We start from the raw sequence: 25,177 nt of genomic DNA, 5'->3' as shown, positions 1-25,177 counted from the left end.
CCCAGGCGAGGGTTCGGCGTTTCCTGGAGGCACCATGAGTCTATACACTCAAGATACCATCGCTGCCATCGCCACCCCGCCGGGCCGCGGCGGCGTGGGCATCGTTCGCGTCTCCGGACCGGGCTGCGCGGATATCGCCACTCGCGTGCTGGGCATGTTGCCCAAGCCACGTCAGGCGCTGTATACCCCTTTCCATAGTGACTCTGACACGATCGATGAGGGCATTGCCCTGTATTTTCCGGCGCCGCATTCTTTCACCGGGGAAGACGTGCTGGAGCTTCAGGGTCACGGCGGCCCGGTCATCATGGACCTGCTGCTGGAACGCTGCGTGCAGCTGGGCGCGCGTCTGGCCCGTCCCGGCGAGTTTTCAGAACGCGCCTTCCTCAATGACAAGCTTGACCTGGCCCAGGCAGAAGCTATCGCCGATCTGATCGACGCCAGTTCCAGAGCCGCGGCGGAAAACGCCCTGCATTCCTTGCAAGGGGAGTTCTCCCGGCGGGTACAAGACCTGGTCGAACGGCTGATCGAACTGCGGGTCTACGTGGAGGCGGCCATCGACTTTCCTGAAGAGGAGATCGATTTTCTCGCCGACGGCAAGGTGTCGGAGCGGCTCGCCACCATTCGCCACACTCTCGCCGAGGTCCGTATCAGCGCTGCTCAGGGTGCGCTGATGCGCGAGGGCATGAGCGTGGTGATCGCCGGACGTCCCAACGCGGGCAAGTCGAGCCTGCTCAACGCGCTTACCGAACAGGATACCGCCATTGTCACGGATGTCGCCGGCACTACCCGGGACGTGCTGCGAGAGCATATCCACCTGGACGGCATGCCGCTGCACGTGATCGATACCGCCGGCCTGCGAGATACCCCGGACGCGGTGGAACGGATCGGCGTCGCCCGGGCCTGGGCGGAAATCGAGAAAGCGGACCGGGTATTGTTGCTGATGGACGCTGCCGCCAGCGACGCCACGGATCCCATGCATATCTGGCCGGAATTCGTCGCGCGGCTCCCCGATCCTTCCCGCCTGACCCTGGTACGCAACAAGATCGATACCAGCCATGAAGCGCCGGGCATCGATTTATCCACGGCCACGCCGGTGATCAGGCTTTCCGCCAAGACCGGGGAGGGTGTGGATAACCTGAAGGAACACCTCAAAGCGGTAATGGGCTTCAGCGCCACCACGGAAGGGCGCTTTTCCGCTCGACGGCGCCATCTGGACGCCCTGGATCGCGCCGCTCAGGCGCTGGAAAACGGCGCCGCCCAGCTCGAAGGCGCCAGCGCCGGAGAACTCCTCGCGGAAGACCTCCGCGACGCCCAGCAGGCCCTGGGGGAGATCACCGGGGAATTCAGCGCGGATGACTTGTTGGGCGAGATTTTCGGTAGCTTCTGCATCGGGAAGTGAAACGGCCAAAAAGATCGAGAAGCATCCAGCCAGATAAAAATAAACTACTGTTTTATAAAGAAATAATTTCTATTTCTATGTGGTCTGGTGCTGACAGGACGATGTCAGGGGAACGCCCATGGGGCCAGTGCGTCTAGAATCTGGCCTGCCAGCCGGATACCCCGGCTGGCAAGGAAAACATGGCAGTCACGAGATGTTCTTCAGGCTTGCTCCAGAGGCAGGACGTGGGGCTTAACGCGCTTCACATTCTTGGCTTCTTGTTCATAGGCACGATGACGAACATCCCATAACTCAACCGCGTGCTGAATGTTCAGCCAGAACTCCGGTGTATTTCCCAGAGCCGCTGCCAGCTTGATGGCCATGGGCGCGGTCAAGGTGCCTTTGTCATGAACAATCCGACTGAGGGTATTTCTGTGCACACCCATGGCTTCAGCCAGCTCACTGATTTCAATATTCATCGGCTCCAGGAACTCGGTGACCAGCATTTGGCCCACGGTCACCGGACGACGCTTTGTAGTTCTCATAACTATAACCTCCACTAACCCTTGTACGCGTGCGGGTCCAGGTACGTATCCAGGGCGGTGCTGTCTTCCCAGCGAAAGATCAGGCGATACTGTTTGTTTACCCGGATGGAACACCAGCCCCACAGGTTTCCCTGCAAATGTTCAAACCGGTTACCCGGCGGAATCCTTAAGTCTGACTCCTGCGTCGCGGCATCGAGAATCTGAATCTTCCTGAAAAGGGCACCTTCAATGGTGCTGGGTACTTTCTTATGGCTCTGGTCTTGCTCATAGAAAGCATCCAGCCACGCATCCCTGAACTCAACCGCCATAGTTACCTGATCACTTTTTATTCATTTTATGCACAATACTGTTGTGCGTCAACGGCGTTTAAATGAGAACGAATCTGTTTTGGGGGATGTTACTATAGCTAAGGCTAACATGAAGGGGCTACGAGGCAGCCTCAGCAGCCGGATATTACAATTGAAGCATATGCAGGGTTCCCAGTTTCCCACTTATCCCAGTTTGGAATTGGGTGATCGGGAGCCGGTTCTAAAAAAAAATTACAAATATTTGCACTTTTTTCGCAGCTTCTTGCACTCCGCATGTGCTCCAATATTTTTATAAATTGTTGTTTTTATTTTGGTTGTTAGATTCTGTATCGGAAGTGAAAACACAAGATTGCTTATTCTCCCACCCACCAGTCCGCCCGATGGCTGGCCGCTTCGCCGAGCAGCGGGGCAATCGCCTGCATCGCTCGTGTCACGTCCTCACTCAGTCCCCAGGGCGGGTTGAGCACCAGCATGCCGCTGCCGTACATGCCGTGGCTCGAGTGCTCCGGCGCGGCAAGCGTCAGCTCGCTGCGCCACAGCTTGCGCAGGCCGCTGTCCTTCAACTGCTGCAGCAACTGCCGATGACGTCCCGCCGGAAGCAGCGGGTACCAGATCAGCAGGACGGCGTGGCGCACCTTGCGGGCCGCCTCGATCAGCGTCTCGGCCACCATCGTATAGTCCGTCTTGACCTCGTAGCTGGGATCGATCAGCACGCCTAGCCGGGGCGTCGAGACCGGCAGCATGCGCTGGAGTCCTTGCAGACCATCTTCTCGCAGGCGCTTGATACCCGGCGCGAGAGGTTGTTGCGCCAGGGCTTCGTGTTCCGCCGGGTGCAGTTCGAACAGGCGCAGTCGATCCTGGGCGCGCAGCCGCTTTGCCAGCCACCAGGGCGATCCGGGGTAGGTCTCGAGCCGCCTGCCGGGCTGCGCCTCGTCGAGGGCGGAAAGCCAATCCCGCAGCAGCGGCTGATGTTCCGCCAGGCTTTCCCGGGCTCGCCATAGCGGCGCGATGCCGTGCTGATACTCCTGCAGTTTCTGGGTCTGGGCCGCCGCCAGCGGATACAGGCCGCGTCCGGCATGGGTGTCGACGAAGGTGATCGCCGAGTCCTTGCGCAGCAGAAGGTCGATAGTGGCGAACAGCAGCAGATGCTTGTGCACATCGGCAAAGTTGCCCGCGTGATAGGCGTGTTGATAGGCGAGCATGAGCGATTGTTTCCAAGTCAAAGAAAACCCGTGGGGCTGAATCCCACGGGTCTTAAGATAACACTTGGCTTGCGGAAATTACCGCTGCTGGGTGGGCACCAGGGTGATTTCCACTCGACGATTCTGGGCGCGGCCGGCTTCGGTATCGTTGCTCGCCACCGGCTGATTCTCGCCATAGCCTTGGGTCACGAGACGCCCGCGCTGCACCCCTTGGCGGGCAAGATAGTCACCCACCGAGTTGGCGCGACGCTCGGAAAGGCGCTGATTGTAGCCCGCTTCCCCGGTGCTGTCGGTGTAACCGGCGATATTGACGCGGGTTTCCGGATACTGGTTCAGCACGGTGGCCACGTCGTTGAGGGCGCTGGTGGCATTGCCGGTCAGGTCGCTGGAATCGAAACCGAAGGTCACGCCGCTGGGCATGTTGAGCACGATATTGTCGCCTCGACGATCCACGTCGATGCCGGTGCCCTGCATGCTCTGGCGAAGCTGCGCTTCTTGACGATCCATGTAGGCGCCGATGCCGCCACCGGCGGCGGCACCCACCGCGGCGCCGATCAGGGCCCGATCCCGACGGCTGGTGCTGCCGTCGCCGCTCAGCGCGCCGGCGGCGGCGCCGATGGCGGTGCCGATACCGGCACCGATAGCGGTACGGTTACGGTCGGCTTGTCGATCGGTCTGTCCGGAATAGGGATCGTTGGAGGCGCAGCCGGCCAGTATTAGCGCGGCGGCAAGGGGGTAAGCCAGACGTAGGGTTTTTGTCATAGCGGTATTACTCCTTGTGGGTAAAACGTCTTATCGAGAACTCATGCGAAAGATAACATGCGGAATCGTTTCAGATAACCGCCATTCTTCGAACCTAGCTGTCGGATTGCGCTAGTCGTCATCAATCGTTGCCAGGAGTTCGTTCAAGAACAGCAGTCCTCGCGGAGAGGCCTGCAGACGTTCGCCATCCTCTACCAAAAGCCCTTTTTCTCGCGCCTCTCGTAGACGCGAATCGAGAACGCTACGGGGAAGCCCGGTATTCCGCTCCCATCGTCGTAGAGGAACGCCGTCCACCAGGCGTAGGGCGTTCATGGCGAATTCCAGGGGCAGCTCCCGCGTCTCGACCGCGCGCCGACCGGCGATGAAGCCGCGGAGATCGTGACGCCGGCGCAGATACGCCTCTGGCTGGCGGGTTTTCCAACGCCGCTCGACCATCAGGCGTCCTGCTTTGTCACGATAACTCAGCTTGCCGTGGGCGCCGGCGCCGATGCCAAGATAATCGCCGAACTGCCAGTAGTTGAGATTGTGTCTCGCCCGGCGATGGGGCAGGGCATAGGCGGAAATCTCATAACGCGAGAATCCCGCCTTTTCCAGGCGCCGGTGGCCTGCATCCTGAATGTCCCAGAGCGCGTCTTCCTGGGGCAGTACCGGCGGGTGGGAGTAAAATTCCGTATTGGGCTCCAGAGTCAGCTGATACCAGGAAAGGTGCGTGGGGGCGAGGGCCAGGGCGGTATCGATATCCGCCAGGGCCGAGGCGACAGCCTGGCCGGGCAGGCCATGCATCAGGTCGATATTGAGGTTGTCGAAGCCCGCCGTACGAGCGCTTGTGATGGCCCGCCGGGCGTCCTCGCCGTCGTGGATGCGTCCCAACGCCTTGAGCTGAAGGGTCTGAAAGCTCTGCACCCCCAAGGAGAGCCGATTGATGCCGGCCTGCCGGTAGCCTTCGAAACGGCCTAGCTCCAGGGTGCCGGGATTGGCCTCGAGAGTGATCTCGATATCCTTGGCCAGCGGCAGGCGCGCTCGCAAGGCTTGCAGGAAACCCCGATAGAAATCCGCGGACATCAGGCTCGGCGTACCGCCACCGATGAAAATGCTGACGAGTTCCCGATCTCCCGCGCTGACCAGATCCGCGTCCAGGTCCTTCAGCAGGGCGGCGAGATAGTCCGCCTCCGGGAGCGCCGCCTGGTGACCGACACCGTGGGAATTGAAGTCGCAGTAGGGGCACTTGCGTACGCACCAGGGCACGTGCACGTAGAGCGCCAGGGGAGGAAGATCCGTCATGGGGTCCCAAGCCGCTCCGCCAGCATACGCAGCGCACGACCGCGATGGCTCAGGCGGTTCTTTTCCTTCGGGTCAAGTTCCGCCACGCTCAGCGCCTTCTCGGGTAACCAGAACAGCGGATCGTAGCCAAAGCCTTGGCTACCGCGAGGTTGCGTGAGTATCTCGCCTTCCCAGCAGGCCTGGACGATCAGCGGAACTGAATCTTGTGGGTAACGTAGATAGACCAGCACGCACCAGTAGCGCGCCGTGCGCTTTCCCGAGGGCACCTCGGCCAGCGCTTCGAGGAGCCTGGCGTTGTTGCGCTCATCGCTTTTGGGCTCTCCCGCGTAGCGGGCGGAATGGATACCCGGTGCGCCCTTCAAGGCATCGACTTCGAGACCGGAATCGTCCGCCAGGGCCGGCAGGCCGCTCACTTGGCTTGCATTACGTGCCTTGAGCAGGGCGTTCTCGACGAAGGTCAGGCCGGTTTCATCCACTTCCCTGACGGAGAATTCGCTCTGCGCTTTCACGTCGAACCCCAGCGGCTTCAACAACGCATTGAATTCACTGATCTTGCCGGTGTTTCCACTGGCCAGCACCAGCGTGGTTGGCACTTTCATGAGACCGACGACTCCAAACTCAAAATCGCCATTCTACTGATGAAAACTCCAGGGTGAAATCCGCTTGCGGCTTGCCTCAAGCTTTCTTGAATCTGGATAAATTTACTTTTTAATGAATCGGCTCAAAAAGTTAACCTCTATTAATAAACGAGCGTCTCCTGCCGGCATCTTCCGTACTAGAAGATGGGAGCGTCATGAAGGCTACAGTTTCTATTCAAGCGGTCGATAAGGATGTTCATGGAGGATCGTCAAAAAATTAACGAAAAGTAATTACCTAAATAGTGTATGTATAAATATAAAAACTATTTTTTTAGTATACATTTTTTACTTTTTTGCATGTCAAAAACGAATTCAAATAAATATTTGAAATGTATGAATAAATTCTCGCTATTTTAATTTTTTACTGATTTAACATATTATTCAACTTTTTTTCATTTACTTAACTTTACAAATGAAGCTTAAGCAGCAATGATTAGTCCTATGCTGATAAAACAGCAACGGCTCTAGCCTGTCGCATACTGGCTCAACGGTCTTTACCGTATGAAGAAGCATCAAGGAAAACGCATCCTGCAATGAGATGTCATTTACGTCGAAGGATTGAGGCGAGGGTTTCGCCGACATGACGTCACTGACGATGGGATGCAGCGCATCGCGATGCCTCGACACCGGGTGGGCAAGGTCGTCAACGACAATCGTATTACTTTAAGGAAAACATTATGAGTCAGACGAATGAAATGGTGTTACTGGTGACCGACAGCAATCCCCAGTCGCAGCTATTCGTGGACTATATCCACCGTCAGGTTGCCTGCTCCGTGACCTGCATCTCGCCGGAAGCCAGCATCGACGACATCGAATGCGATAAATTGCTCATCCTTATGGACGCGGGTTACGTCAGCGAGGATGCGATGCAGCAGTGGCATTACCGTTCGACGGAAAGCGATAACATCACCCTGGCCGCGTTCAATCTGCGTGACGAGGATCATGCCACCGAGGTGCTGGCATCCCTGCACCTGCAGGGCATATTCTATCGCAGCGATTCGCTGGAATTGATCTGCAAGGGCATCATCACTCTGCTGCAGGGGGATATCTGGATGTCCCGTTCCCTGATGCGGCGCCTGATCGATTTCTATCGTCGCCAGCAGTTGAATACCTATCGACCGATCTGCGGCCTGACTCAGCGCGAGATCGAGATCATCGGTCTGCTGGGCTCCGGCTCGTCCAATACGGAAATCGCCGACAAGCTGTTCGTCAGCGAACATACGGTGAAATCCCATCTTTACAACATCTTCCGCAAGATCAACGTGCACAATCGCATCCAGGCGATGAACTGGGCCAAGCAGAACCTGGGCCTGCCCATTCCCACCGCCAAGGATGCCAAGCACAGAAGCGCCAGCCGCTAAGCGAGACGTCGACATGTCGGGCCGTCCATCACGACGGCCTCGATGTCATTCGATCCGTACCTGCTGCTGGATCAGATCCACCAGGGTTTCACTGGCATTGGCGGCGGTGGTATCCAGGCGCACCAGATAGCGGCGTTCATCGTCGTCGAAAGCGTCGAACCTGCGTAGCTGCCGCTTCAGTATTTCGAGGCTTGCATCTGGCGATTCGCCGCTGCGCTGGGCGCGCTTCTTGATACGTCGCTCAAGAACGGCGGGATCGGCCTCGAAGCTGACGATGATGACCGCCAGCCCGCGAGCTTCCGCCTGGTGCCTGAATAGATCGCGCTGCTCGCGTTTCAGGCAGGTGGCATCGATACATACCGTCTGGCTCGCCTCCAGCAGAATGCCGCAAAGCTTGGCGAGGCGCTGATAGGTACGTGCCGTCGCTCCCGGCTGATAGAGCGCTTTTCCGGCGCTGGAAGCCTCGTGGGCGAAGCCGTGAAGCCGCTTGCGCTCCACATCCGAGCGCAGGCGTACGCTACCCAGACGCTGCACCATCTCGGCGGTGAAACGGCTCTTGCCGCTGCCTGGAACACCGACTCCGATTACCAGGTAGGGAAACTGGAAGCAGCTGTAGCGCTGGCTCAGATCAAGGTAATGGCGATATTTTGATAACAACGCCTGGCGCTTCTCGGAATCCATCGCCTGGGAATAACCGATTATCGCCGCCCTGGCACGATCCAGCGCGTGATAGAGCTTGTAGAAGCCCAGCACCTTGACAAGCGAATAGTCGCCGGAAAGCTCCAGATAACGGTTGAGCGAATGGTTGGCGAAACTCGTCTTGTTCCGGGATTCCAGATCCATCAACAAAAAAGCCAGATCACAGGCCACGTCGCCTTGGCGCGGCGCGGCACCGGCTTCGTGATCCGCAAAATCCGAGGACTGGCGATATAGCGCCTTCTCGATCGCCCGGCTCCCAAGTCGCTCGCGCAGGAAGCCTTCGCGCCGGCGAGCCGAGAAGCAGTCCTCGAGACGGGCGTGCATCTCGCGCGCCTGCTGCTCGAGCGCCTCGAGCGTCTGGCGATCCTGAAGGTCGTCGAGACACTCATCCAGGCACCCGCGGATCGAAGCGAACGCTTCCTCGAGCGGGTCAAGCATCGCGGCGCCGACTTCTGGTTTCTCCCGGTCGGGCGCGTCTTGAGTGGCGGCCTGCTCGTGGAAATCCACCATCAGCGCGATCAATTCATCGATCGATTCGCGGTAGAGCTCATCTTCGACCTGCAGCACGTTGGCTAGCTGCCGCCGACTGCAGCGGCGCATCTTCACCGCGTATTCGATCGGCGCCGAGGCGTCGTTGATTCGCGGCGAGTCGGGGCTTCCGGAAATCGGCACCACCCCCAGATAACGCTCCGCGTAAAGACGCCGATTGAGTCGTACTTCCCGTTCGCCGAGCCGTCGGCGCTTATCCGGCGTCGAGGCATCGAGAAGACTTCCGTCATTCAGCGATTTCTTGATCTTGTAGGCATGCTCACCGGTCAACAGTAGCCACGAAGCCGAGGTTTCATGGATCTCGATCTTCCCGATCGGATGGTCGTAGCACGTTGCGTCCCGCAACGCCTGGATCAGGGTATCGCTCACGGGCGTTCTCCTAGGCCTTGGACATCCGCGAGAAAGCCGCTTCGGCGCTCTCCAGGGTCGCCTGGATGTCTTCGGGCCGATGCGCGTTGGACATGAAGCCAGCTTCGAACGGCGAGGGCGCGAGATAGACGCCTCTATCGAGCATCGCGTTGAAGAAGGTGCGGAATGCCTGGATATCGCAAGCTGTGGCCTGGGCGAAATTGTCCACTCGGGACTGAGCGGTGAAGAAGACACCGAACATGCCCCCGGCGCGCTGGGTGATCATCGGTACGCCCGCGGCGTCCGCGCGCTCCTGCAAGCCGTCACACAGGGTATCGACCCGCTGGCTCAGGGCATCGTGGAAACCCGGCTCACGTATTTTTCTAAGTAGCGTAACCCCCGCCGCCATGGCCAGCGGATTGCCCGCCAGCGTCCCCGCCTGATAGACCGCGCCCAGAGGGGAAATGTGCTCCATGATCTCGCGCCGGCCGCCAAAAGCGCCCACCGGCATGCCGCCGCCGACGATCTTGCCCAGACAGGTCAGATCCGGCGTGACGCCGTAATGGGCCTGAGCGCCGCCCAACGCGACTCGAAAACCGGTCATCACCTCATCGAAGATCAGCACGCTGCCATGACGATCGCAGGCCTGGCGCAGCGCTTCTAGGAACCCGGGCTGGGGCGGAATACAGTTCATGTTGCCGGCGACGGGCTCGACGATGATGCAGGCTACCTGATCGCCGATTTCCTCGAAGCAGGCTTCCACCGCGTCGATATCGTTGTGAGGGAGGGTAACGGTATGTTCCGCCAGGGAAGCGGGCACCCCGGGAGAGCTGGGCTCGCCGTGGGTCAGGGCGCCGGAGCCGGCCTTGACCAGCAGGGAATCGGAATGCCCGTGGTAGTTGCCCTCGAACTTGACGATCTTGTCGCGACCGGTATACCCCCGGGCCAGGCGAATCGCCGACATCGTCGCCTCGGTGCCGGAGTTGACCATGCGCACCATGTCCATGCTCGGCATGATCTCGCAGATCAGATCCGCCATGGTGGTTTCGATGGCGGTGGGCGTACCGAAGGAAAGACCGTCATCGAGTCGCTCGCGCACCGCCGCCAGCACGTCCGGATCCGCATGGCCAGTGATCATGGGGCCCCAGGAACCGATGTAATCGATATAACGTTTGCCTTCCACATCGTACAGATAGGCGCCCTGGGCACGCTGGATGAATACCGGCGGCCGTTCGAGTCCCTTGAAGGCACGTACCGGAGAGTTCACCCCGCCGGGAATATGCCGGCAAGCCTGTTCGAAAAGTTGAGCGGATGTGGTCACGGGCAACCTCCTTTTTCGGATTCGTTGATGATCTTGCTAGGCGGAGCTTGGAACCCTGTCGCCAAGCTTGTGGATAACCGGATGAATAATGCGAATAACCTGTCGGTTACCTCTTGTGGATAACTTGAATGTCTTATTGCTTCTGTTGATAGCGCCATCCACGCTCGAATCACCGCGCTATTATTTATTCTCGCCATGTCGCAACGTCATCACATTGCCACAAACGTCGCGGTAATGCTTGGCCTTCACCGGGCTTCCAGCCTTCACGCAAGGCTTGCCAGGTAAAACGCTGGGCCTGTTCGCAGGCGTTGATCAGGCTTTCACCGGCGGCCAGCCGCGCGGCGATAGCCGCCGCCAGGGTGCAGCCGGAACCGTGAAAGCTACCCGCCAGCCGGGGCCACTGCCACTGGCGGCCGCTGTCCGGGGTATGCAGGGTATGCACGACCTTGTCCCGAGCGCTTTCCGGGAGCGGGTCGTCGGTGCCGGTCACCAGTACCGCCTGGCATCCCAGCCGCAACAGGGCGACGGCACGGTCCGTGTCGCTATCATTGGACCCGGCGCCGAGACGCCTGAGTTCCAGACGGTTGGGCGTCAGGATATCCACCAGCGGCAGCAGCCGTTCGCGAAAGACATCGATGAGTTGCTGAGTGGACAGCTCTCGCCCGCCTCCCGCCTTGAGCACCGGGTCCACCACCAGCGGAATACCGGGATGGGCCTTGACGATATCCACTACCGCATCGAGAGCGTCCAGGCTCGCCACCAGACCCACCTTGATGGCGGCGATCTCGAACTCCCCGAGGGCTTGCGCCATGGCACGCATGTCGTCGCCGGAACAAGGCATGACCGCCAAGACGTCGCGGCTGTCTTGCACCGTCAGGGCGGTGGGGACGGTCAGCGGCCAGGCGCCGCAGGCGCCGATGGCTTCCGCGTCTGCCACCAGCCCGGCGCCACTGCTCGGATCGTGTCCCGAAAGCACCAGCACCGCCGGTAGCCGTCGCAGTCTGTGCAAGGATTTCTCCATTGGAAGGGGCCGTCAAAAAGGCTTGAATATGGCGAGAAACACCACGGCCAACAGCACCAGCACCGGCGCCTCGTTGAACCAGCGAAAGAACACCTGGGTCTTTTGACAGCGCTGGGCCGCAAGCTGCTTAAGATATCTGAGACACAGATAGTGATAGCCGATCAACAGGACCACCAGCACCAGCTTGATATGCAACCAGCCTTGGCCCAGATAGCTCGGCACCAGGACCAGCAGGCCGACGCCGAACACGACCACCGCGATCATCGAAGGCGTCATGATGCCACGATACAGCTTGCGCTCCATGACCAGAAAATAGTCGATCGCCTGAGTATCGCCCTTGTCCCGGGCCATGGCGTGATAGACGAACAGGCGCGGCAGATAGAACAGCGCCGCGAACCAGGTCACCACCGCGACCAGATGTAATGCCTTGAGTCCTAGATACATGGTACTCCCTTGGTTTCAGCCACGCATTCCGGCGTTTTCGCTAACGTATTCAGCCTTTTGGAGACGTCGATTTCAGTCCTTCTGACGTCGATTCTAGCTTTTGTAACGATAATAGTTCTCGATGGCCTCCCGGGTGATGATACCGAAAATTCGCTGCTCCGGCGGACCGAAAGAGGCCTCGACGAAGAGGGCATCCAGAGTTGCCTCTTCTAGCCTATTCAACGCCTCGCCTAGGGTGGCGCGAATTGGAATCGCCGCTACGTCAAGTCGCTGACCCGGTATGTCGAGCAGATCGATTTCTTCCTCCGCCGCTAGTTCCTCGTCGAACAGTACCTTAACTAGATCCGCCCCTTTGAGGGCCAAGGTCGGCTTGTCGTCCGAGGAGCGCAAAATGACGATCCATATCGGTTCGCCTTCCAGTAGTTTCTTGGCCTCCTCACGCCGAATTCGACGGTACGTCGCCTTGATATTGCGTTCCATGACCGCCTGCACCGATACTCGGGCGAGCGCGCGCTGCAGGCTATGCTGTACCTGGTTGAGATGCTGCCCCGCCACGGTAATGAAGAAACCCTGGCAACGACACAGCTGGCGAGCGGTAAGCCCGGCCACTACCACGGACAGCATGCCCGGCATGATGATATTGGGATTGTGGGTCAATTCGAGCAACGCCATCAGGGCGGCCAGCGGCGCCTGCAGCACGGCTCCCATCATCGCCGCCATGCCCAGCATGGTATAAAGTTCCGGGCTCGAGGCGGTCTCCGGCATCAGGACCATCCCCAGCAGCCCGCACAGAGTGCCCGCGGCCCCACCAATCACCAGAATTGGACCGATGATGCTTACCGGAATGCCCATCGCCACCGTCCCCGCGGTCAGTACCAGCTTGCCGATGACCACCGCCGCCAGCACATCTACGGCCACCTGGTCGGTCAGGGTCTGCCCCAGGATGTCGTAGCCCATGCCTTGAACCTGGGGATACCACCAGGCAGTAATGCCGACGCTCGCCGCCACGATCAGGTAGCGCCACCAGACGGGGATGACCTTGAGATGCGGACCCAGCTTGCCGATACGCACGAAAAGCCCCGCCAGCAGGCCGATCAACAGCGCACTGACGACGATCCAGGGAATGTCCATCAAGGATTTCAGGTTGAGACCGGGAATCGGAAACGCAGGCTCCGAACCATAGACCAGTTGCGCGACCAGTGCGCTCAGGCTGGAAGCGAGGATTACCGGCATGAAACCGGTGATGGTGTATTCCATCATCACCACTTCCATGGCAAAGATTACCCCGGCGATAGGCGTGTTGAAGGAGGCGGCGATCCCCGCCGCGACGCCGCAGGCGGCCAGTACCCGCAGACTATTGTGCGGCAGTTTCAGACGCTCGCCCACCCCGCTCGCCGCCGCCGCACCAAGATGAATTGCCGGTCCTTCCCGGCCTGCGGACAATCCTCCCAGCACGGAAACGAGACCAACCCACCACTGGGTCAACCAGTTGCGCAGGGGGAAGCGGCCCTGATGATAGGAAAGGCGCTCGATGACATGGGCAACGCCGATGGAGCGTCCCGTCGGCGGCTGTCGCCACATCCATAGCCCGATCAGGCCCACCGCCAACAGCGGCAGCAGCGAACGAGCCAGAGGAGGCAGTTGCTCGAAGGCCTCGGGACTGCCGCCGGGCAGGAACGCCATGGCTCCCAGCGACATCAACTGTCTGAATGCCACCATCAGGCCGCCGGTGATCAGACCTGCTAGAGCCCCCAGCAGACAAAGCTGAGGCAGGGCATCCACGCCAGCCAGTTGGCGTCGAAAAGCATCCAGACTCGACGAAGTGAAACGAAGACGTGGCACAATAAGCCTATCCTGGCAGGTAGAAACGAAGGCATCGGCATAAACGCCGCCGTTACCTATGTACCATACTGGTTGCATCACGTCAGGATTGCGCCTTGTCGCAAGGAAGGCGCAACCGACTGATCAAACGACCGGCTTTCAAGCGAAGGAGACTATCGTGATCAAGGTAGGAATCGTCGGCGGCACCGGCTATACCGGTGTCGAATTATTGCGTTTGCTGGCGCAGCATTCAGAGGTCGAGGTGGATGTCATCACCTCGCGTTCCGAGGCGGGTATGCGGGTCGACGAGCTTTATCCCAATCTGCGTGGTCACTACCCGGGGCTGGCCTACTCGGAACCGGACGCCCGACGGCTGGGAAACTGCGACGCGGTCTTCTTTGCCACGCCCCACGGCGTGGCCCACGCCCTGGCCGGCGAGCTTCTCGAACAGGGCACCCGAGTCATCGATCTCTCCGCGGACTTTCGGCTGCAGGATGCGGATGAGTGGGCGAACTGGTACGGCCAGCCCCACGGCGCGACGGAACTGCTGACCCAGGCGGTCTACGGCCTGCCCGAGATCAATCGAGACGCGATTCGCCAGGCGAGGCTGATCGCCGTGCCTGGCTGCTACCCTACCGCGGTACAGCTGGGATTCATTCCCTTGCTGGAACAGGGTCTGCTCGACACCAAACGGCTGATCGCCGATTGCAAGAGCGGCGTGACCGGCGCCGGCCGCGGGGCCAAGGTCAGCTTCCTGCTGGCAGAGGCCAGTGAGTCCATGAAGGCCTATGGCGCCAGCGGCCATCGTCATCTACCAGAGATCCGCCAGGGCCTCGACCGGGCCGCGGGAAGCGACGTCGGCCTGACCTTCGTGCCGCATCTGACACCGATGATTCGTGGCATTCACGCCACCCTCTACGGTCACCTGACCCGAGAACCCGAGGATCTCCAGGCCCTGTTCGAAGCACGCTATCGAGACGAACCGGCGGTGGACGTGATGCCGCCGGGCAGTCATCCGGAAACCCGCAGCGTCAGGGGCACCGATATCTGCCGACTGGCGGTACATCGTCCGGGCGACGGCGATACGGTGGTGGTGCTGGCGGTCATCGACAACTTGGTCAAGGGAGCGTCCGGACAGGCAATTCAGAACCTGAATCTGATGTTCGGCTTCGATGAAATGCTCGGCTTGGGCGCCGCGGCATTGATGCCATGATATATCTCCCTGGCAAAAGTTGACCCTTTTGCTGGGGATTAGGGATAATTGACCTATTCGCCATCGTCCGTGGCTATCACTTGTCAAATCATGGGAGCTCGCACATGAGCGTTGCACAGTCTTTCGAACCGGGTTCCTTCAAGCCGTTGCAGCTTTCCGACGGCGCCAAGCGTCGCCTACGCGCCCTGATCGCGGAAGAAGGCAATCAGGATCTCAAGCTGCGCGTCTTCGTCACCGGCGGCGGCTGCTCCGGCTTCCAGTACGGGTTCGATTTTGCCGATACCGCCTCGGATGAGGATACCCTGATCGAATTCGAGGATGTGGCCATGCTGGTGGATCCGCTTTCCTACCAGTATCTGGTCGGTTCCACCGTGGATTTCGAGGAAGGCCTGGCCGGGGCGCGCTTCGTGATCAACAATCCCAACGCCACCAGTACCTGCGGATGCGGCGCTTCCTTTATGGTGTGATTCCGTCGCCGCAGATAACAAGGCATTTCCTGCCACCGTAACTCTTGTCGCACATTTACACTCCGTTAATTGCGTTGGCTGTACGTTATCTGGATGATTTTCCCGCCCTTGACCCTCTTTCGCGAAGTCGTCATGGTAAATTGGTAATCGATAAGAAACTCACGATGAAAAACAATCGTTTCTATGGGGAATTACCATGCGATCACTTGTTCTGCGTTCTTCCACGCTATTCGCTGCTCTCGCCCTGAGCGCCGGTTTGACCACCACCGCCAGCGCCGAAACCCTGCGGGTTGTCACCGATCCAAGCTTCGTGCCTTTCGAGATGATGGATCAGGAAAGCGGCGAAATGATCGGTTTCGACATGGACATCATCCGTGAGGTCGCCGAGCGCGCCGGCTTCGATATCGAGATCCAGACCATGGATTTCAATGGCATCATTCCCGCGGTACAGACCGGCAATGTGGATATTGCCATTGCGGGCATCACCATCACCGACGAACGCGATGAAGTGGTGGATTTCTCCGATCCTTACTATGACTCCGGTCTGCGTATCCTGGTCGGCGCCAATAACGACGATATCACCTCCTTCGACGATCTCGAAGGCAAGCGCATCGGTACCAAGATCGGCTCCACCAGCTATGACTACCTGCAGGAAAACCTGGGCGACAGCGCGAATATCACGCCTTATCCAGGCAGTGCCGACATGTACATCGCCTTGCTGGGCGGCAGTGTCGACGCGGTCTTCTACGACGCCCCCAACGTCGGCTATTTCTCCACCACCCGGGGCGAAGGCCGCGCCAAGGTGGTAGGCCCCTTATATGAAGGCCAGCAATACGGCATCGTCTTTCCCCAAGGCAGCCAGTGGGTCGAACCGGTCAACGAGGCCTTGACCGCCATGCAGGAAGATGGCACCTACGATGAAATCCACACCAAGTGGTTCGGTGAAAGCGAAGAAAAATAAGGTCATCGACGTTCTTTAACGAAATTGGCGGAGCCCGCGGGCTCCGCCGCGTCTACCGCTCTCACTTAACGTCTCGCCAGGGGAGATTCCTGCTTGGAAGCCACGTTCCAATTCGACTGGCAAGCCGCCATCGACTCCATTCCCTACCTGTTGAAGGGCATTCCCTATACGCTACTGATTTCCTTCAGCGGTCTTGCCATCGGCTTCGTCATCGGCATTCTCTTCGGCCTGATGCGTGTCAGCCGTATGATCTGGCTGCGAATTCCCGCCGTCGTCTATATCGAGGTATTTCGCGGTACGCCGGTGCTGGTGCAGGTATTGTTCATCTTCTATGGTCTGCCGCAGATTCTCGGCGGACCGATCAACGCCCTGGTGGCGGGTATCGCCGCCATTGCCGTCAATTCCGGCGCCTATATCTCGGAAATCGTACGAGGTGGCGTGCAGTCCATCGAGCGCGGCCAGCGGGAGGCCAGCCTGTCTCTGGGGCTTTCTCGACTGCAGGCCTTCCGCTACATCATCTGGCCTCAGGCGCTGCGCCGCATGATTCCCGCCCTGGGCAATCAGGGCATCATCAGCATCAAGGATACTTCGCTGTTCTCGGTGATCGGGGTCGGCGAACTGGTGCGCCAGGGTCAGATCTATATCGCCACCACCTTCAGCGCACTCGAGGTCTATTTCATGGTGGCACTGTTGTATCTGGCGATTACTCTCAGTCTATCCCTGGCACTGCGTCTACTCGAGCGCCGAGGCCTGGTTGGCCAGTAATTGAAGGAAAGCGGGCCGAACAGTAAAGGAAATCATCCTTATGCAAGCATCCTCAACTTCGAGCGATCCTTCTATCGAAAGCGATTCACCTATCGTGCGCCTTGAAAGCGTCGACAAGTATTTCGGCGCCCTGCATGTGCTGCAGAATATCGACCTGGAGGTCATGCCCGGGGAAGTCGTGGTGGTGATCGGCGCCAGCGGTTCCGGCAAGTCGACGCTGATTCGCTGCATCAACGGCCTCGAGGAATTCCAGCAGGGCAAGATCGAAGTGGACGGCAAGGCGCTGTTACCCAAGGGCAAGAGCGGCAAGTCCCTCAAGGCCATTCGCACCGAAGTCGGCATGGTATTTCAGCAGTTCAATCTCTTTCCTCATCTCAGTGTACGAGATAACGTCACCTTGGCGCCGATCAAGGTTCGCGGCGCAAGCCGCCAACAAGCCACGGAAAACGCCGAACGCCTGCTCGAGCGAGTGGGTATCGCCAATCAGGCGGACAAGTATCCTACCCAGCTCTCCGGCGGCCAGCAGCAGCGTGTCGCCCTGGCACGAGCCTTGGCCATGGAACCCCGCTTGATGCTGTTCGACGAGCCGACTTCCGCCCTGGACCCGGAAATGATCGGCGAGGTGCTGGACGCCATGCGAGAACTGGCCAAGGACGGCATGACCATGATCGTCGTCACCCATGAAATGGGCTTTGCCCGGGAAGTCGCTGATCGGGTGATCTATATCCATGAGGGCCGTATCGTCGAGCAGGGACCGCCGGAAAAGGTGTTCGACGCTCCGGAGAATGAGCGGACTCAAAGTTTCCTCGCCCGAGTGCTCAAACACTGACATCTTGAATTTTCCTCTCCCGAAGGCCTGTCGATTTCATCGACAGGCCTTTTTTTCGGCTGTGGATAAGATAATTCCCAATGTCTCGCCAATCCGGCGCAAGCCCTCGGCATCAGGGAGGTTCGATACGTTGCGAGGTCATGTTGACGATCGGGCAGACAAGCCCGGTAGTCGTCGGTGGATAAACGGTGGTCAAATGCACCTGTGGATAACTCGCCTTTTCGTCCACATCCCGAACACAGTCTGTGCGCAGCGTGCACGCGGCTTTTCCGCAGAAAAGTCTACATGCCAATAGATTGATCAATAACACATTTAATCGGTTTTCCACAAAAAGTATCCACACCAGTAGTTACAACCACAACAGAACTTCTTCTTTATATACATTATTTTTATTTATTATCTGGAAACACCCGATGAAGGAAAAACGCATGTGGAAAACCCTGACGATTACCCACAGGAGGTTTATACTGTCGCCGCTTTGATTTCCGTCTTGTCTCGGCAAACGTGCTGTTATCACATTTGCTCGCTCATCTTTTTCGGCGCTTGCGCCTTCGAGGTATCACGTGAATTATCCCGACCGCTTTGACGTCATCGTCATCGGCGGTGGCCATGCAGGGACAGAAGCCGCCCTGGCCTCCGCCCGCATGGGTTGTAAAACCCTGTTGCTCACTCACAACATCGAGACCCTGGGACAGATGTCCTGCAATCCCGCCATCGGCGGCATCGGCAAGAGTCATCTGGTCAAGGAAATCGATGCCCTGGGGGGCGCCATGGGTCTGGCCACGGACCTGGCCGGCATCCAGTTTCGCGTGCTCAATGCCCGCAAGGGTCCGGCGGTACGCGCCACCCGTGCTCAGGCGGATCGGGTGCGCTACAAGGCCGCCATTCGCGGCATGCTGGAAAACCAGCAAAACCTGACCCTCTTCCAGCAGGCCGCCGGCGATCTGATCATCGACAATGATCGGGTAGGCGGGGTCGAAAGCGAGACCGGCATCCGTTTCTTCAGTGAATGCGTGGTGCTGTGCACCGGCACCTTCCTCGGCGGCGTCATCCATATTGGTGAGGACACCAGCCGCGGCGGACGCGCCGGGGACCCGCCTTCCAACGCCTTGGCGGAGCGTCTGCGCGCCCTGCCGTTTCGGGTGGCACGACTCAAGACCGGCACGCCGCCGCGGCTGGATGCCAGAAGCATCGATTTCAGCCGTCTCGAGGAGCAGCCCGGCGATACGCCAACCCCGGTGATGTCCTATCTTGGTTCTCGCGAGATGCATCCGCGCCAGGTGAGCTGTCACATCGCCCATACCAATGCGCGTACCCACGAGATCATCCTGGCCAACCTGCAGCGTTCGCCGATGTATTCCGGCGCCATCGACAGCACCGGGCCGCGCTACTGCCCTTCCGTGGAGGACAAGGTCAATCGCTTTGCCGACAAGCAGAGTCACCAGGTCTTCATCGAGCCGGAAGGCCTGGATACCTCCGAGCTCTATCCCAACGGCATCTCCACCTCGCTGCCCTTCGACGTGCAGATCGCGCTGGTGCGTTCCATCGAGGGGCTGGAAAACGCTCATATCACCCGGCCGGGCTACGCCATCGAATACGATTTCTTCGATCCTCGGGATCTCAAGCACTCTCTGGAAACCCGATTTATTCACAACCTGTTCTTTGCCGGCCAGATCAACGGCACTACCGGCTACGAGGAAGCAGGCGCCCAAGGATTGCTGGCAGGGCTCAACGCGGCGCGACGCGCCCAAGGACTCGACAGCTGGTATCCGCGGCGGGATGAGGCCTATCTCGGCGTGCTGGTGGACGACCTGATCAGCCTGGGAACCCAGGAGCCCTATCGCATGTTCACCTCCCGGGCGGAATATCGCCTGCTGCTGCGAGAAGACAACGCGGATCTGCGCCTGACGGCGGTCGGCCGCGACCTGGGACTGGTGGACGAGCCGCGCTGGCAGGCCTTCGAGACCAAGCGCGAGGCGATCGAGCAGGAAACCGCCCGGCTCAAGGCCAGCTGGGTCCAGCCGGGAAGCCCACAGGCGGAGCGGCTTGTGGAGAAGATCCAGAGTCCCCTTACCCGGGAATACAACCTGCTGGATCTGCTGCGCCGTCCGGAACTCGACTACGCGGACGTGGCGGATCTGGTGGGCGAGACAAGCGCCGATCCCACCGTGGCGGAGCAAGTGCAGATCCAGGCCAAGTACCAGGGCTATATCGCGCGTCAGCAAGACGAGATCGACAAGCTCAAGCGTCACGAGGCCACCCGGCTGCCGACTAGCCTGGATTACGAGCGGATCGAAGGACTCTCCCACGAGATTCGCCAGAAGCTCACGGCCGCGCGCCCCGCCACCCTGGCCCAGGCCGGACGGATTTCCGGCGTCACCCCGGCGGCGGTGTCGATCCTGCTCATCCACCTGAAGAAAAAACAGCTGATCGCACCGGCGGCAGCGGACAACTCATGACCGGGATGCGGGATGCAAGCCATTTCCGGCGTCTCGAGCGCGGACTCTCGGCGCTGAATATCGCCACCAGCGAGGATCAGCGCCAGCGCCTTGGTGAATTGCTTGCCCTGTTGCACAAGTGGAACCGCGCCTATAACCTCACCGCGATACGTTCGCTCGATGACATGGTGACCAAGCATCTGCTGGACAGTGCCGCGGTACTGCCGGCGATCAAGGGGCCGCGCCTGCTGGACGTTGGGGCCGGACCGGGCCTGCCGGGGCTGGTGCTGGCGATTCTTGCACCAGCGCTAGAAGTGACGCTGCTCGACAGCAACGGCAAGAAGGTGCGCTTTCAGCGCCAGGCGGTGGTCGAGCTGGGGCTGGACAACGTGACCCCGGTACAGGCCAGAATCGAGGATTGCCCTGGCAAGGCGCTCGAGCCGCAAGGCTTCGATCAGATCATTTCCCGCGCCTTTGCCAGTCTTGCGGATTTCGTCACCCTGAGCGCGCCCCTGCTGGCACCCAAGGGCCAGTGGCTCGCGATGAAGGGGCGTCTCGTCGAGGAAGAGCTGGCGGGATTGCCGCCAGGCGTCGAACTCGTCGAGCAGCGCGTCTTGAGAATTCCCGAGGAAGTCGGGCAGCGCCATCTGTTGATCCTCGAGCATTAATCGAATCTTTGGCTGCCCGCAAGCCGGGTATCAGGTCCAGTAAGGAAGTCGTTCGTGACCAAGATCATCGCTCTGACCAATCAGAAAGGCGGCGTGGGCAAGACCACCACCGCCGTCAATCTCGCCGCGAGCCTGGCGGCGCTGGATCGCCGGGTCCTGCTGGTGGATCTCGACCCCCAGGGGCACGCCACCATGGGCGGGGGTATAGACAAGCACAGCCTCGAGGCCAGCGTGCTGGACGTGCTGCTGGGAGAAAAGGACGTGCGTCAGGTGATCCTCGACTGTCCGGAGGCCGGCTTCGCGCTGCTGCCCAGCAACGGCGATCTCACCGCCGCGGAAGTGGCGCTGCTGGATCGGGACGAAGGGCGCGAGCGCTGCTTGCTGGAGGCCTTCGATACCCTGAGAGGGGATTACGACGTGATCCTGATCGACTGCCCGCCGTCCCTCAACATGCTCACCCTCAACGCCCTGACCGCCGCCCACGGGGTGCTGATCCCCTTGCAGTGCGAGTTCTATGCGCTGGAAGGCCTGTCGGCGCTCTTGGACACGGTGGATCAGATTCGCGATAGCGTGAATCCCAATCTGGCTATTTACGGTATCGTGCGCACCATGTTCGACGGGCGCAACAGCCTGACCCGGGACGTCAGCAAACAGCTTTTCGACTATTTCGGCGATATGCTGCTCAAGACCACCATTCCGCGTAACGTGCGGGTGGCGGAAGCGCCGAGCCACGGCTTGCCGGTAACCAAGTACGCGCGTCTGTCCCGAGGCAGCCAAGCGCATCGGGTGCTGGCCAAGGAACTGATTCGTCGGCTGGCGCTATGATCGTCAAACGCTGGACAGAACGATCGTTTGAAAGCGCGACTACCATTCGGGGGACAGGAGATGACGCGTAAGCGAGCCTTGGGGCGCGGTCTGGATGCGCTGATCGGCGCCGGTGGCCGGCATCGTGACGTGCTGGAAAGCCCGCTGCTGGAAAGCGGCGAGACATTGGAAGCCGGTCTGGAGGAGTCGCCCTCGGCGGAGCGTCTCGAACGCTTGCCGCTGAGCCAGCTGAGCCGCGGAAAGTATCAGCCTCGGCGAGACATCCAGCCGGAAGCGCTGGAGGAACTCGCGGATTCGATTCGCGCCCAGGGGGTGATGCAGCCCATCGTGGTGCGTCCGGTGGGGGAGGCGCGCTACGAGATCATCGCCGGCGAGCGGCGTTGGCGGGCCGCCCAGCTCGCGGAGCTTGACGTCATTCCCGCGGTGATACGCGAGGTCAGCGATCAGGTCGCCCTGGCCCTGGCGCTGATCGAGAACATCCAGCGGGAGAATCTCAATCCCGTGGAAGAGGCCGCCGCCCTCAAGCGTCTGCTCGATGAATTCTCCCTGACCCAGCAGCAGGTAGCGGATACGGTGGGTCGCTCCCGCGCCCAAGTGGCGAATCTGCTGCGCCTGCTCAGCCTGGACCCGGAAGTGCAGACTCTGCTGGAGCGCGGGGATCTGGACATGGGCCACGCTCGGGCGCTACTCGGATTGAGCGGTGCCAAGCAGCGCAAGGCTGCCCGGGAGGTGGTCGACAAGGACCTCACGGTACGCGCCACGGAAGCCCTGGTGAAGCGCCTGGCCAGCAAGACGCCGGCGAAGCCAGCGCCTGCTTCGCCGAGCGGCGACGTGCTGCGTCTGGAAAACCAACTGGGAGAACTGCTGGGGGCGCCGGTCAAGATTCAGCACGGGCGCGGCGGCAGGGGACGTCTGACCATCCGCTACACCAGCCTCGACGAACTTGACGGTATTCTGGCGCATATCCGCTAGGCCCGATAGATTATCAGGCTAATTAAAATGCCGAAAAATCTGCTCTTTTGGTCGTAAGCTGGTGCGATATCTCGTGAAATGATCGGTTGTCTGTTGAAGCCTGTCCGGGGCTTCCTTATAATCCCCGCCGAACCCGATTGGCTCGGATCATCCGCCACGATTGCTCTTGACCATTGGTGCTTGAAATCAGCAAGGCGCATTCACGAGCCACTCAGCCGAGACGCCAAGGACGCATGGAAAAGCCAAGACCCGCCAAGCTCAAGCGTCCACGCATTCTGGGATTGGTGCTCGCGCAGTTATCGGTCGTGGGGATAGCCGCCGTGATCGGCCAACTGGCGGCAGGGCAGGGCGCGGCGCTATCCGCATTGCTGGGCGGGCTGGTGGCCTGGTTACCCAGCAGCTACTTCGCCTGGCGCACGTTTCGTTTTCAGGGAGCCCGCTATACCCGGGAAATCGTCAAGAGTTTCTACCGAGCCGAGGCCGGTAAGTTTGGTTTGACGGTGGCATTGTTCACGCTGGTGTTCGTCACAGTGCCTCCTTCAAATCCCGCTTTCTTCTTTGGCGCTTATGTGGCAACGCTGTTCGCGAACTGGCTGAGTCCCTGGCTGTTGCAGCGACCGTTGCACACCTGAAATCGAGGCATAGCATGGCTGCAGGCAATAATCTGACGTCCACGGAGTATATTCAGCACCACTTGCAAAGCCTGACCTTCGGATTGCATCCGGATCGTGGCTGGACTATCGCTCATTCCGCGGACGAAGCGGCGGAAATGGGCTTCTGGGCATTGCATCTGGATACCATAGGTTGGTCCATCGCCCTGGGTCTGCTGTTCATCTGGCTGTTCCGCAAGGCGGCCAAGGCGGCGACCACCGGCGTACCCGGCGGGCTGCAGAACTTTGTCGAATTGATGGTGGAGTTCGTCGACAACTCGGTGAAGGAAACCTTCCACGGCAAGAGTTCGTTGATCGCACCGCTGTCGCTGACCATCTTCTGCTGGGTCTTCCTGATGAACCTGATGGATCTCATCCCCGTCGACTTCCTGCCGATGATCGCGCAGAAGATCGGCGTGATGTTCGGCGCGGATCCGGCGCATGTCTACTTCAAGATCGTACCCACCACGGACGTCAACGCCACTCTGGGAATGGCGCTCTCCGTGTTCGGCCTGATCATCTTCTACACCATCAAGGAAAAGGGCGTCGGCGGCCTGATCGGCGACCTGACCCTGCATCCCTTCAGTTCCTCCAACAGGGTGATCCAGACGCTGTTCATACCGGTCAACTTCCTGCTGGAAGCGGTGACCCTGCTGGCCAAGCCCATCTCGCTCGCCCTGCGTCTTTTCGGCAACATGTATGCCGGCGAGTTGATCTTCATCCTGATCGCGATGGTCGGTCTCTGGCAACTGCCGCTTCACTTCCCCTGGGCGGTGTTCCACGTGCTGATCATCACCCTGCAAGCCTTCATTTTCATGATGCTGACCATCGTCTATCTGAGCATGGCGGTGGAAAAGCACTAAGCGCTTTACCTCAAACCCTTAACCCTAAACCACTCGTCTGAAAACTGGAGTTCATCATGGAAGCACAAATCCTGGGTATGACCGCTATCGCCGTATCCCTGCTGATCGGTCTGGGTGCCCTCGGCACCGCCATCGGTTTCGGTATTCTCGGTGGCAAGTTCCTGGAAGGCGCCGCGCGTCAGCCGGAAATGATTCCGATGCTGCAGGTAAAAATGTTCATCGTCGCCGGCCTGCTGGACGCCGTCTCCATGATCGGTGTCGGTATCGCGCTGTTCTTCACCTTCGCCAACCCGTTTGTCGGTTGATTCGCGACGCGCTCGATGAGCCGTCGTGGTGACCCCAAACTTGTGACGCGAGAGGTGCTGGCATGAATTTGAATCTTACGTTGATTGGCCAGGCCATCGCCTTCGCGTTCTTCGTCTGGTTCTGCATGAAGTATATATGGCCGCCGGTCATACAAGCCCTGCAGGAACGCCAGAAGAAGATCGCCGATGGCCTGGATGCCGCCAGCCGTGCGACCCGTGATCTCGAAAAGACCCAGAACCAGGTCGACGAGCAGCTTCGGGAAAGCAAGGCCCAGGCGAGTGAAATACTGGAGCAGGCGCAGAAACGCTCCAACCAGATGATCGAGGAAGCGCGGGATCAGGCGCGTCAGGAAGGCGAGCGAATGATCGCCTCCGCCAAGTCCGAGATCGATCAGGAAGTCAATCGCGCCAAGGAAGAGTTGCGTAGCCAGGTAGCGCGGCTCGCCATCATCGGTGCCGAGCGTATTCTGGAATCGTCCATCGACGAGAAGCAGCACGCGAAACTCGTCGACAAACTCGCCAAAGAGCTGTGAGGAGGTGATC

General features: G+C 59.7%; 26 protein-coding genes. 15 read left to right on the top strand and 11 right to left on the bottom strand.

What is annotated here, in order from left to right:
• The first annotated feature begins 34 nt into the window (after positions 1 to 34).
• Positions 35 to 1,399 (top strand): tRNA uridine-5-carboxymethylaminomethyl(34) synthesis GTPase MnmE, encoded by a 1,365-nt coding sequence (gene mnmE, locus FGL86_RS04250; protein ID WP_147183429.1) that lies wholly within the window; start codon positions 35 to 37, stop codon positions 1,397 to 1,399.
• 200 nt (positions 1,400 to 1,599) lie between these two features.
• Here the strand turns inward: mnmE and FGL86_RS04245 are convergent, their stop codons facing one another.
• The 6 genes from FGL86_RS04245 to rdgB all read right to left on the bottom strand — a co-directional run bounded on the left by FGL86_RS04245 (position 1,600) and on the right by rdgB (position 6,075).
• Positions 1,600 to 1,923: a HigA family addiction module antitoxin gene (locus FGL86_RS04245; protein WP_147183428.1), complete on the bottom strand. Its 324-nt coding sequence runs from the start codon at positions 1,921 to 1,923 to the stop codon at positions 1,600 to 1,602.
• Between the two features lie 14 nt (positions 1,924 to 1,937).
• Entirely contained in the window at positions 1,938 to 2,231 is a 294-nt protein-coding gene (locus FGL86_RS04240) for a type II toxin-antitoxin system RelE/ParE family toxin (RefSeq protein WP_147183427.1), read from the bottom strand.
• A gap of 353 nt (positions 2,232 to 2,584) precedes the next feature.
• Positions 2,585 to 3,433 (bottom strand): 23S rRNA (adenine(2030)-N(6))-methyltransferase RlmJ, encoded by an 849-nt coding sequence (locus tag FGL86_RS04235; protein WP_147183426.1) that lies wholly within the window; start codon positions 3,431 to 3,433, stop codon positions 2,585 to 2,587.
• A gap of 78 nt (positions 3,434 to 3,511) precedes the next feature.
• Positions 3,512 to 4,195 carry a YiaD family glycine zipper/OmpA-like lipoprotein gene (locus FGL86_RS04230; RefSeq protein WP_147183425.1) on the bottom strand — a complete coding sequence of 228 codons (684 nt, stop codon included), beginning with the start codon at positions 4,193 to 4,195 and terminating at the stop codon, positions 3,512 to 3,514.
• A 111-nt stretch (positions 4,196 to 4,306) separates the two neighbouring features.
• Positions 4,307 to 5,476, bottom strand: coding sequence for a radical SAM family heme chaperone HemW (gene hemW, locus FGL86_RS04225; RefSeq protein ID WP_147183424.1), 1,170 nt, complete (start codon positions 5,474 to 5,476; stop codon positions 4,307 to 4,309).
• Entirely contained in the window at positions 5,473 to 6,075 is a 603-nt protein-coding gene (gene rdgB, locus FGL86_RS04220; protein WP_147183423.1) for an RdgB/HAM1 family non-canonical purine NTP pyrophosphatase, read from the bottom strand. The genes hemW and rdgB overlap by 4 nt, the downstream gene beginning before the upstream one ends.
• A gap of 716 nt (positions 6,076 to 6,791) precedes the next feature.
• Between rdgB and FGL86_RS04215 the strand changes: the two genes are divergently transcribed.
• Positions 6,792 to 7,475 (top strand): LuxR C-terminal-related transcriptional regulator, encoded by a 684-nt coding sequence (locus FGL86_RS04215; RefSeq protein WP_147183422.1) that lies wholly within the window; start codon positions 6,792 to 6,794, stop codon positions 7,473 to 7,475.
• Between the two features lie 45 nt (positions 7,476 to 7,520).
• Here the strand turns inward: FGL86_RS04215 and FGL86_RS04210 are convergent, their stop codons facing one another.
• The 5 genes from FGL86_RS04210 to FGL86_RS04190 form a co-directional block, all read right to left on the bottom strand.
• Positions 7,521 to 9,092, bottom strand: a complete 1,572-nt coding sequence (locus FGL86_RS04210; protein WP_147183421.1) for a bifunctional aminoglycoside phosphotransferase/ATP-binding protein — start codon at positions 9,090 to 9,092, stop codon at positions 7,521 to 7,523.
• A 10-nt stretch (positions 9,093 to 9,102) separates the two neighbouring features.
• Positions 9,103 to 10,392, bottom strand: coding sequence for a glutamate-1-semialdehyde 2,1-aminomutase (hemL, locus tag FGL86_RS04205; RefSeq protein WP_147183420.1), 1,290 nt, complete (start codon positions 10,390 to 10,392; stop codon positions 9,103 to 9,105).
• A 184-nt stretch (positions 10,393 to 10,576) separates the two neighbouring features.
• Positions 10,577 to 11,392 (bottom strand): bifunctional hydroxymethylpyrimidine kinase/phosphomethylpyrimidine kinase, encoded by an 816-nt coding sequence (gene thiD / locus FGL86_RS04200; protein ID WP_246131776.1) that lies wholly within the window; start codon positions 11,390 to 11,392, stop codon positions 10,577 to 10,579.
• A gap of 33 nt (positions 11,393 to 11,425) precedes the next feature.
• Positions 11,426 to 11,857 (bottom strand): protoporphyrinogen oxidase HemJ, encoded by a 432-nt coding sequence (gene hemJ, locus FGL86_RS04195; RefSeq protein ID WP_147183418.1) that lies wholly within the window; start codon positions 11,855 to 11,857, stop codon positions 11,426 to 11,428.
• 93 nt (positions 11,858 to 11,950) lie between these two features.
• On the bottom strand, positions 11,951 to 13,699 hold the full coding sequence (locus tag FGL86_RS04190) for a chloride channel protein (protein WP_246131727.1): 1,749 nt from the start codon (positions 13,697 to 13,699) through the stop codon (positions 11,951 to 11,953).
• A 157-nt stretch (positions 13,700 to 13,856) separates the two neighbouring features.
• Between FGL86_RS04190 and argC the strand changes: the two genes are divergently transcribed.
• The 13 genes from argC to FGL86_RS04125 all read left to right on the top strand — a co-directional run bounded on the left by argC (position 13,857) and on the right by FGL86_RS04125 (position 25,167).
• Complete coding sequence (gene argC / locus FGL86_RS04185) at positions 13,857 to 14,891, top strand: N-acetyl-gamma-glutamyl-phosphate reductase (RefSeq protein WP_147183417.1); 1,035 nt, start codon at positions 13,857 to 13,859, stop codon at positions 14,889 to 14,891.
• Positions 14,892 to 14,995: 104 nt separating this feature from the next.
• Positions 14,996 to 15,358 carry an iron-sulfur cluster insertion protein ErpA gene (gene erpA, locus FGL86_RS04180; RefSeq protein WP_147183416.1) on the top strand — a complete coding sequence of 121 codons (363 nt, stop codon included), beginning with the start codon at positions 14,996 to 14,998 and terminating at the stop codon, positions 15,356 to 15,358.
• Positions 15,359 to 15,554: 196 nt separating this feature from the next.
• Positions 15,555 to 16,319, top strand: coding sequence for a transporter substrate-binding domain-containing protein (locus tag FGL86_RS04175; protein ID WP_147183415.1), 765 nt, complete (start codon positions 15,555 to 15,557; stop codon positions 16,317 to 16,319).
• 93 nt (positions 16,320 to 16,412) lie between these two features.
• Positions 16,413 to 17,084, top strand: coding sequence for an amino acid ABC transporter permease (locus tag FGL86_RS04170; protein ID WP_147183414.1), 672 nt, complete (start codon positions 16,413 to 16,415; stop codon positions 17,082 to 17,084).
• 40 nt (positions 17,085 to 17,124) lie between these two features.
• Positions 17,125 to 17,913 (top strand): amino acid ABC transporter ATP-binding protein, encoded by a 789-nt coding sequence (locus tag FGL86_RS04165; protein ID WP_147183413.1) that lies wholly within the window; start codon positions 17,125 to 17,127, stop codon positions 17,911 to 17,913.
• A 563-nt stretch (positions 17,914 to 18,476) separates the two neighbouring features.
• Positions 18,477 to 20,372, top strand: coding sequence for a tRNA uridine-5-carboxymethylaminomethyl(34) synthesis enzyme MnmG (gene mnmG / locus FGL86_RS04160; protein WP_147183412.1), 1,896 nt, complete (start codon positions 18,477 to 18,479; stop codon positions 20,370 to 20,372).
• Positions 20,369 to 21,019 carry a 16S rRNA (guanine(527)-N(7))-methyltransferase RsmG gene (gene rsmG / locus FGL86_RS04155; protein ID WP_246131726.1) on the top strand — a complete coding sequence of 217 codons (651 nt, stop codon included), beginning with the start codon at positions 20,369 to 20,371 and terminating at the stop codon, positions 21,017 to 21,019. Before mnmG ends, rsmG begins: the two co-directional genes overlap by 4 nt.
• Before the next feature lie 54 nt (positions 21,020 to 21,073).
• Positions 21,074 to 21,844, top strand: coding sequence for a ParA family protein (locus FGL86_RS04150; protein WP_147183411.1), 771 nt, complete (start codon positions 21,074 to 21,076; stop codon positions 21,842 to 21,844).
• A gap of 60 nt (positions 21,845 to 21,904) precedes the next feature.
• On the top strand, positions 21,905 to 22,816 hold the full coding sequence (locus FGL86_RS04145; RefSeq protein ID WP_147183410.1) for a ParB/RepB/Spo0J family partition protein: 912 nt from the start codon (positions 21,905 to 21,907) through the stop codon (positions 22,814 to 22,816).
• A 233-nt stretch (positions 22,817 to 23,049) separates the two neighbouring features.
• Positions 23,050 to 23,448, top strand: coding sequence for a F0F1 ATP synthase subunit I (locus FGL86_RS04140; RefSeq protein WP_147183409.1), 399 nt, complete (start codon positions 23,050 to 23,052; stop codon positions 23,446 to 23,448).
• Between the two features lie 14 nt (positions 23,449 to 23,462).
• Positions 23,463 to 24,329, top strand: a complete 867-nt coding sequence (gene atpB, locus FGL86_RS04135; protein WP_147183408.1) for a F0F1 ATP synthase subunit A — start codon at positions 23,463 to 23,465, stop codon at positions 24,327 to 24,329.
• Positions 24,330 to 24,385: 56 nt separating this feature from the next.
• A complete protein-coding gene (atpE, locus tag FGL86_RS04130; RefSeq protein WP_016418323.1) occupies positions 24,386 to 24,634 on the top strand; it encodes a F0F1 ATP synthase subunit C in 249 nt (82 codons plus the stop codon).
• Positions 24,635 to 24,696: 62 nt separating this feature from the next.
• The gene (locus FGL86_RS04125; protein ID WP_147183407.1) at positions 24,697 to 25,167 is read left to right on the top strand and encodes a F0F1 ATP synthase subunit B; all 471 of its coding nucleotides are present in this window, start codon (positions 24,697 to 24,699) and stop codon (positions 25,165 to 25,167) included.
• Positions 25,168 to 25,177 lie beyond the last annotated feature (10 nt).

It is taken from the genome of Pistricoccus aurantiacus, assembly GCF_007954585.1.
GTDB lineage: Bacteria > Pseudomonadota > Gammaproteobacteria > Pseudomonadales > Halomonadaceae > Pistricoccus > Pistricoccus aurantiacus.
Note: the sequence above shows the minus strand (reverse complement) of the source record. Positions and strands in the feature narration are given on the sequence as shown.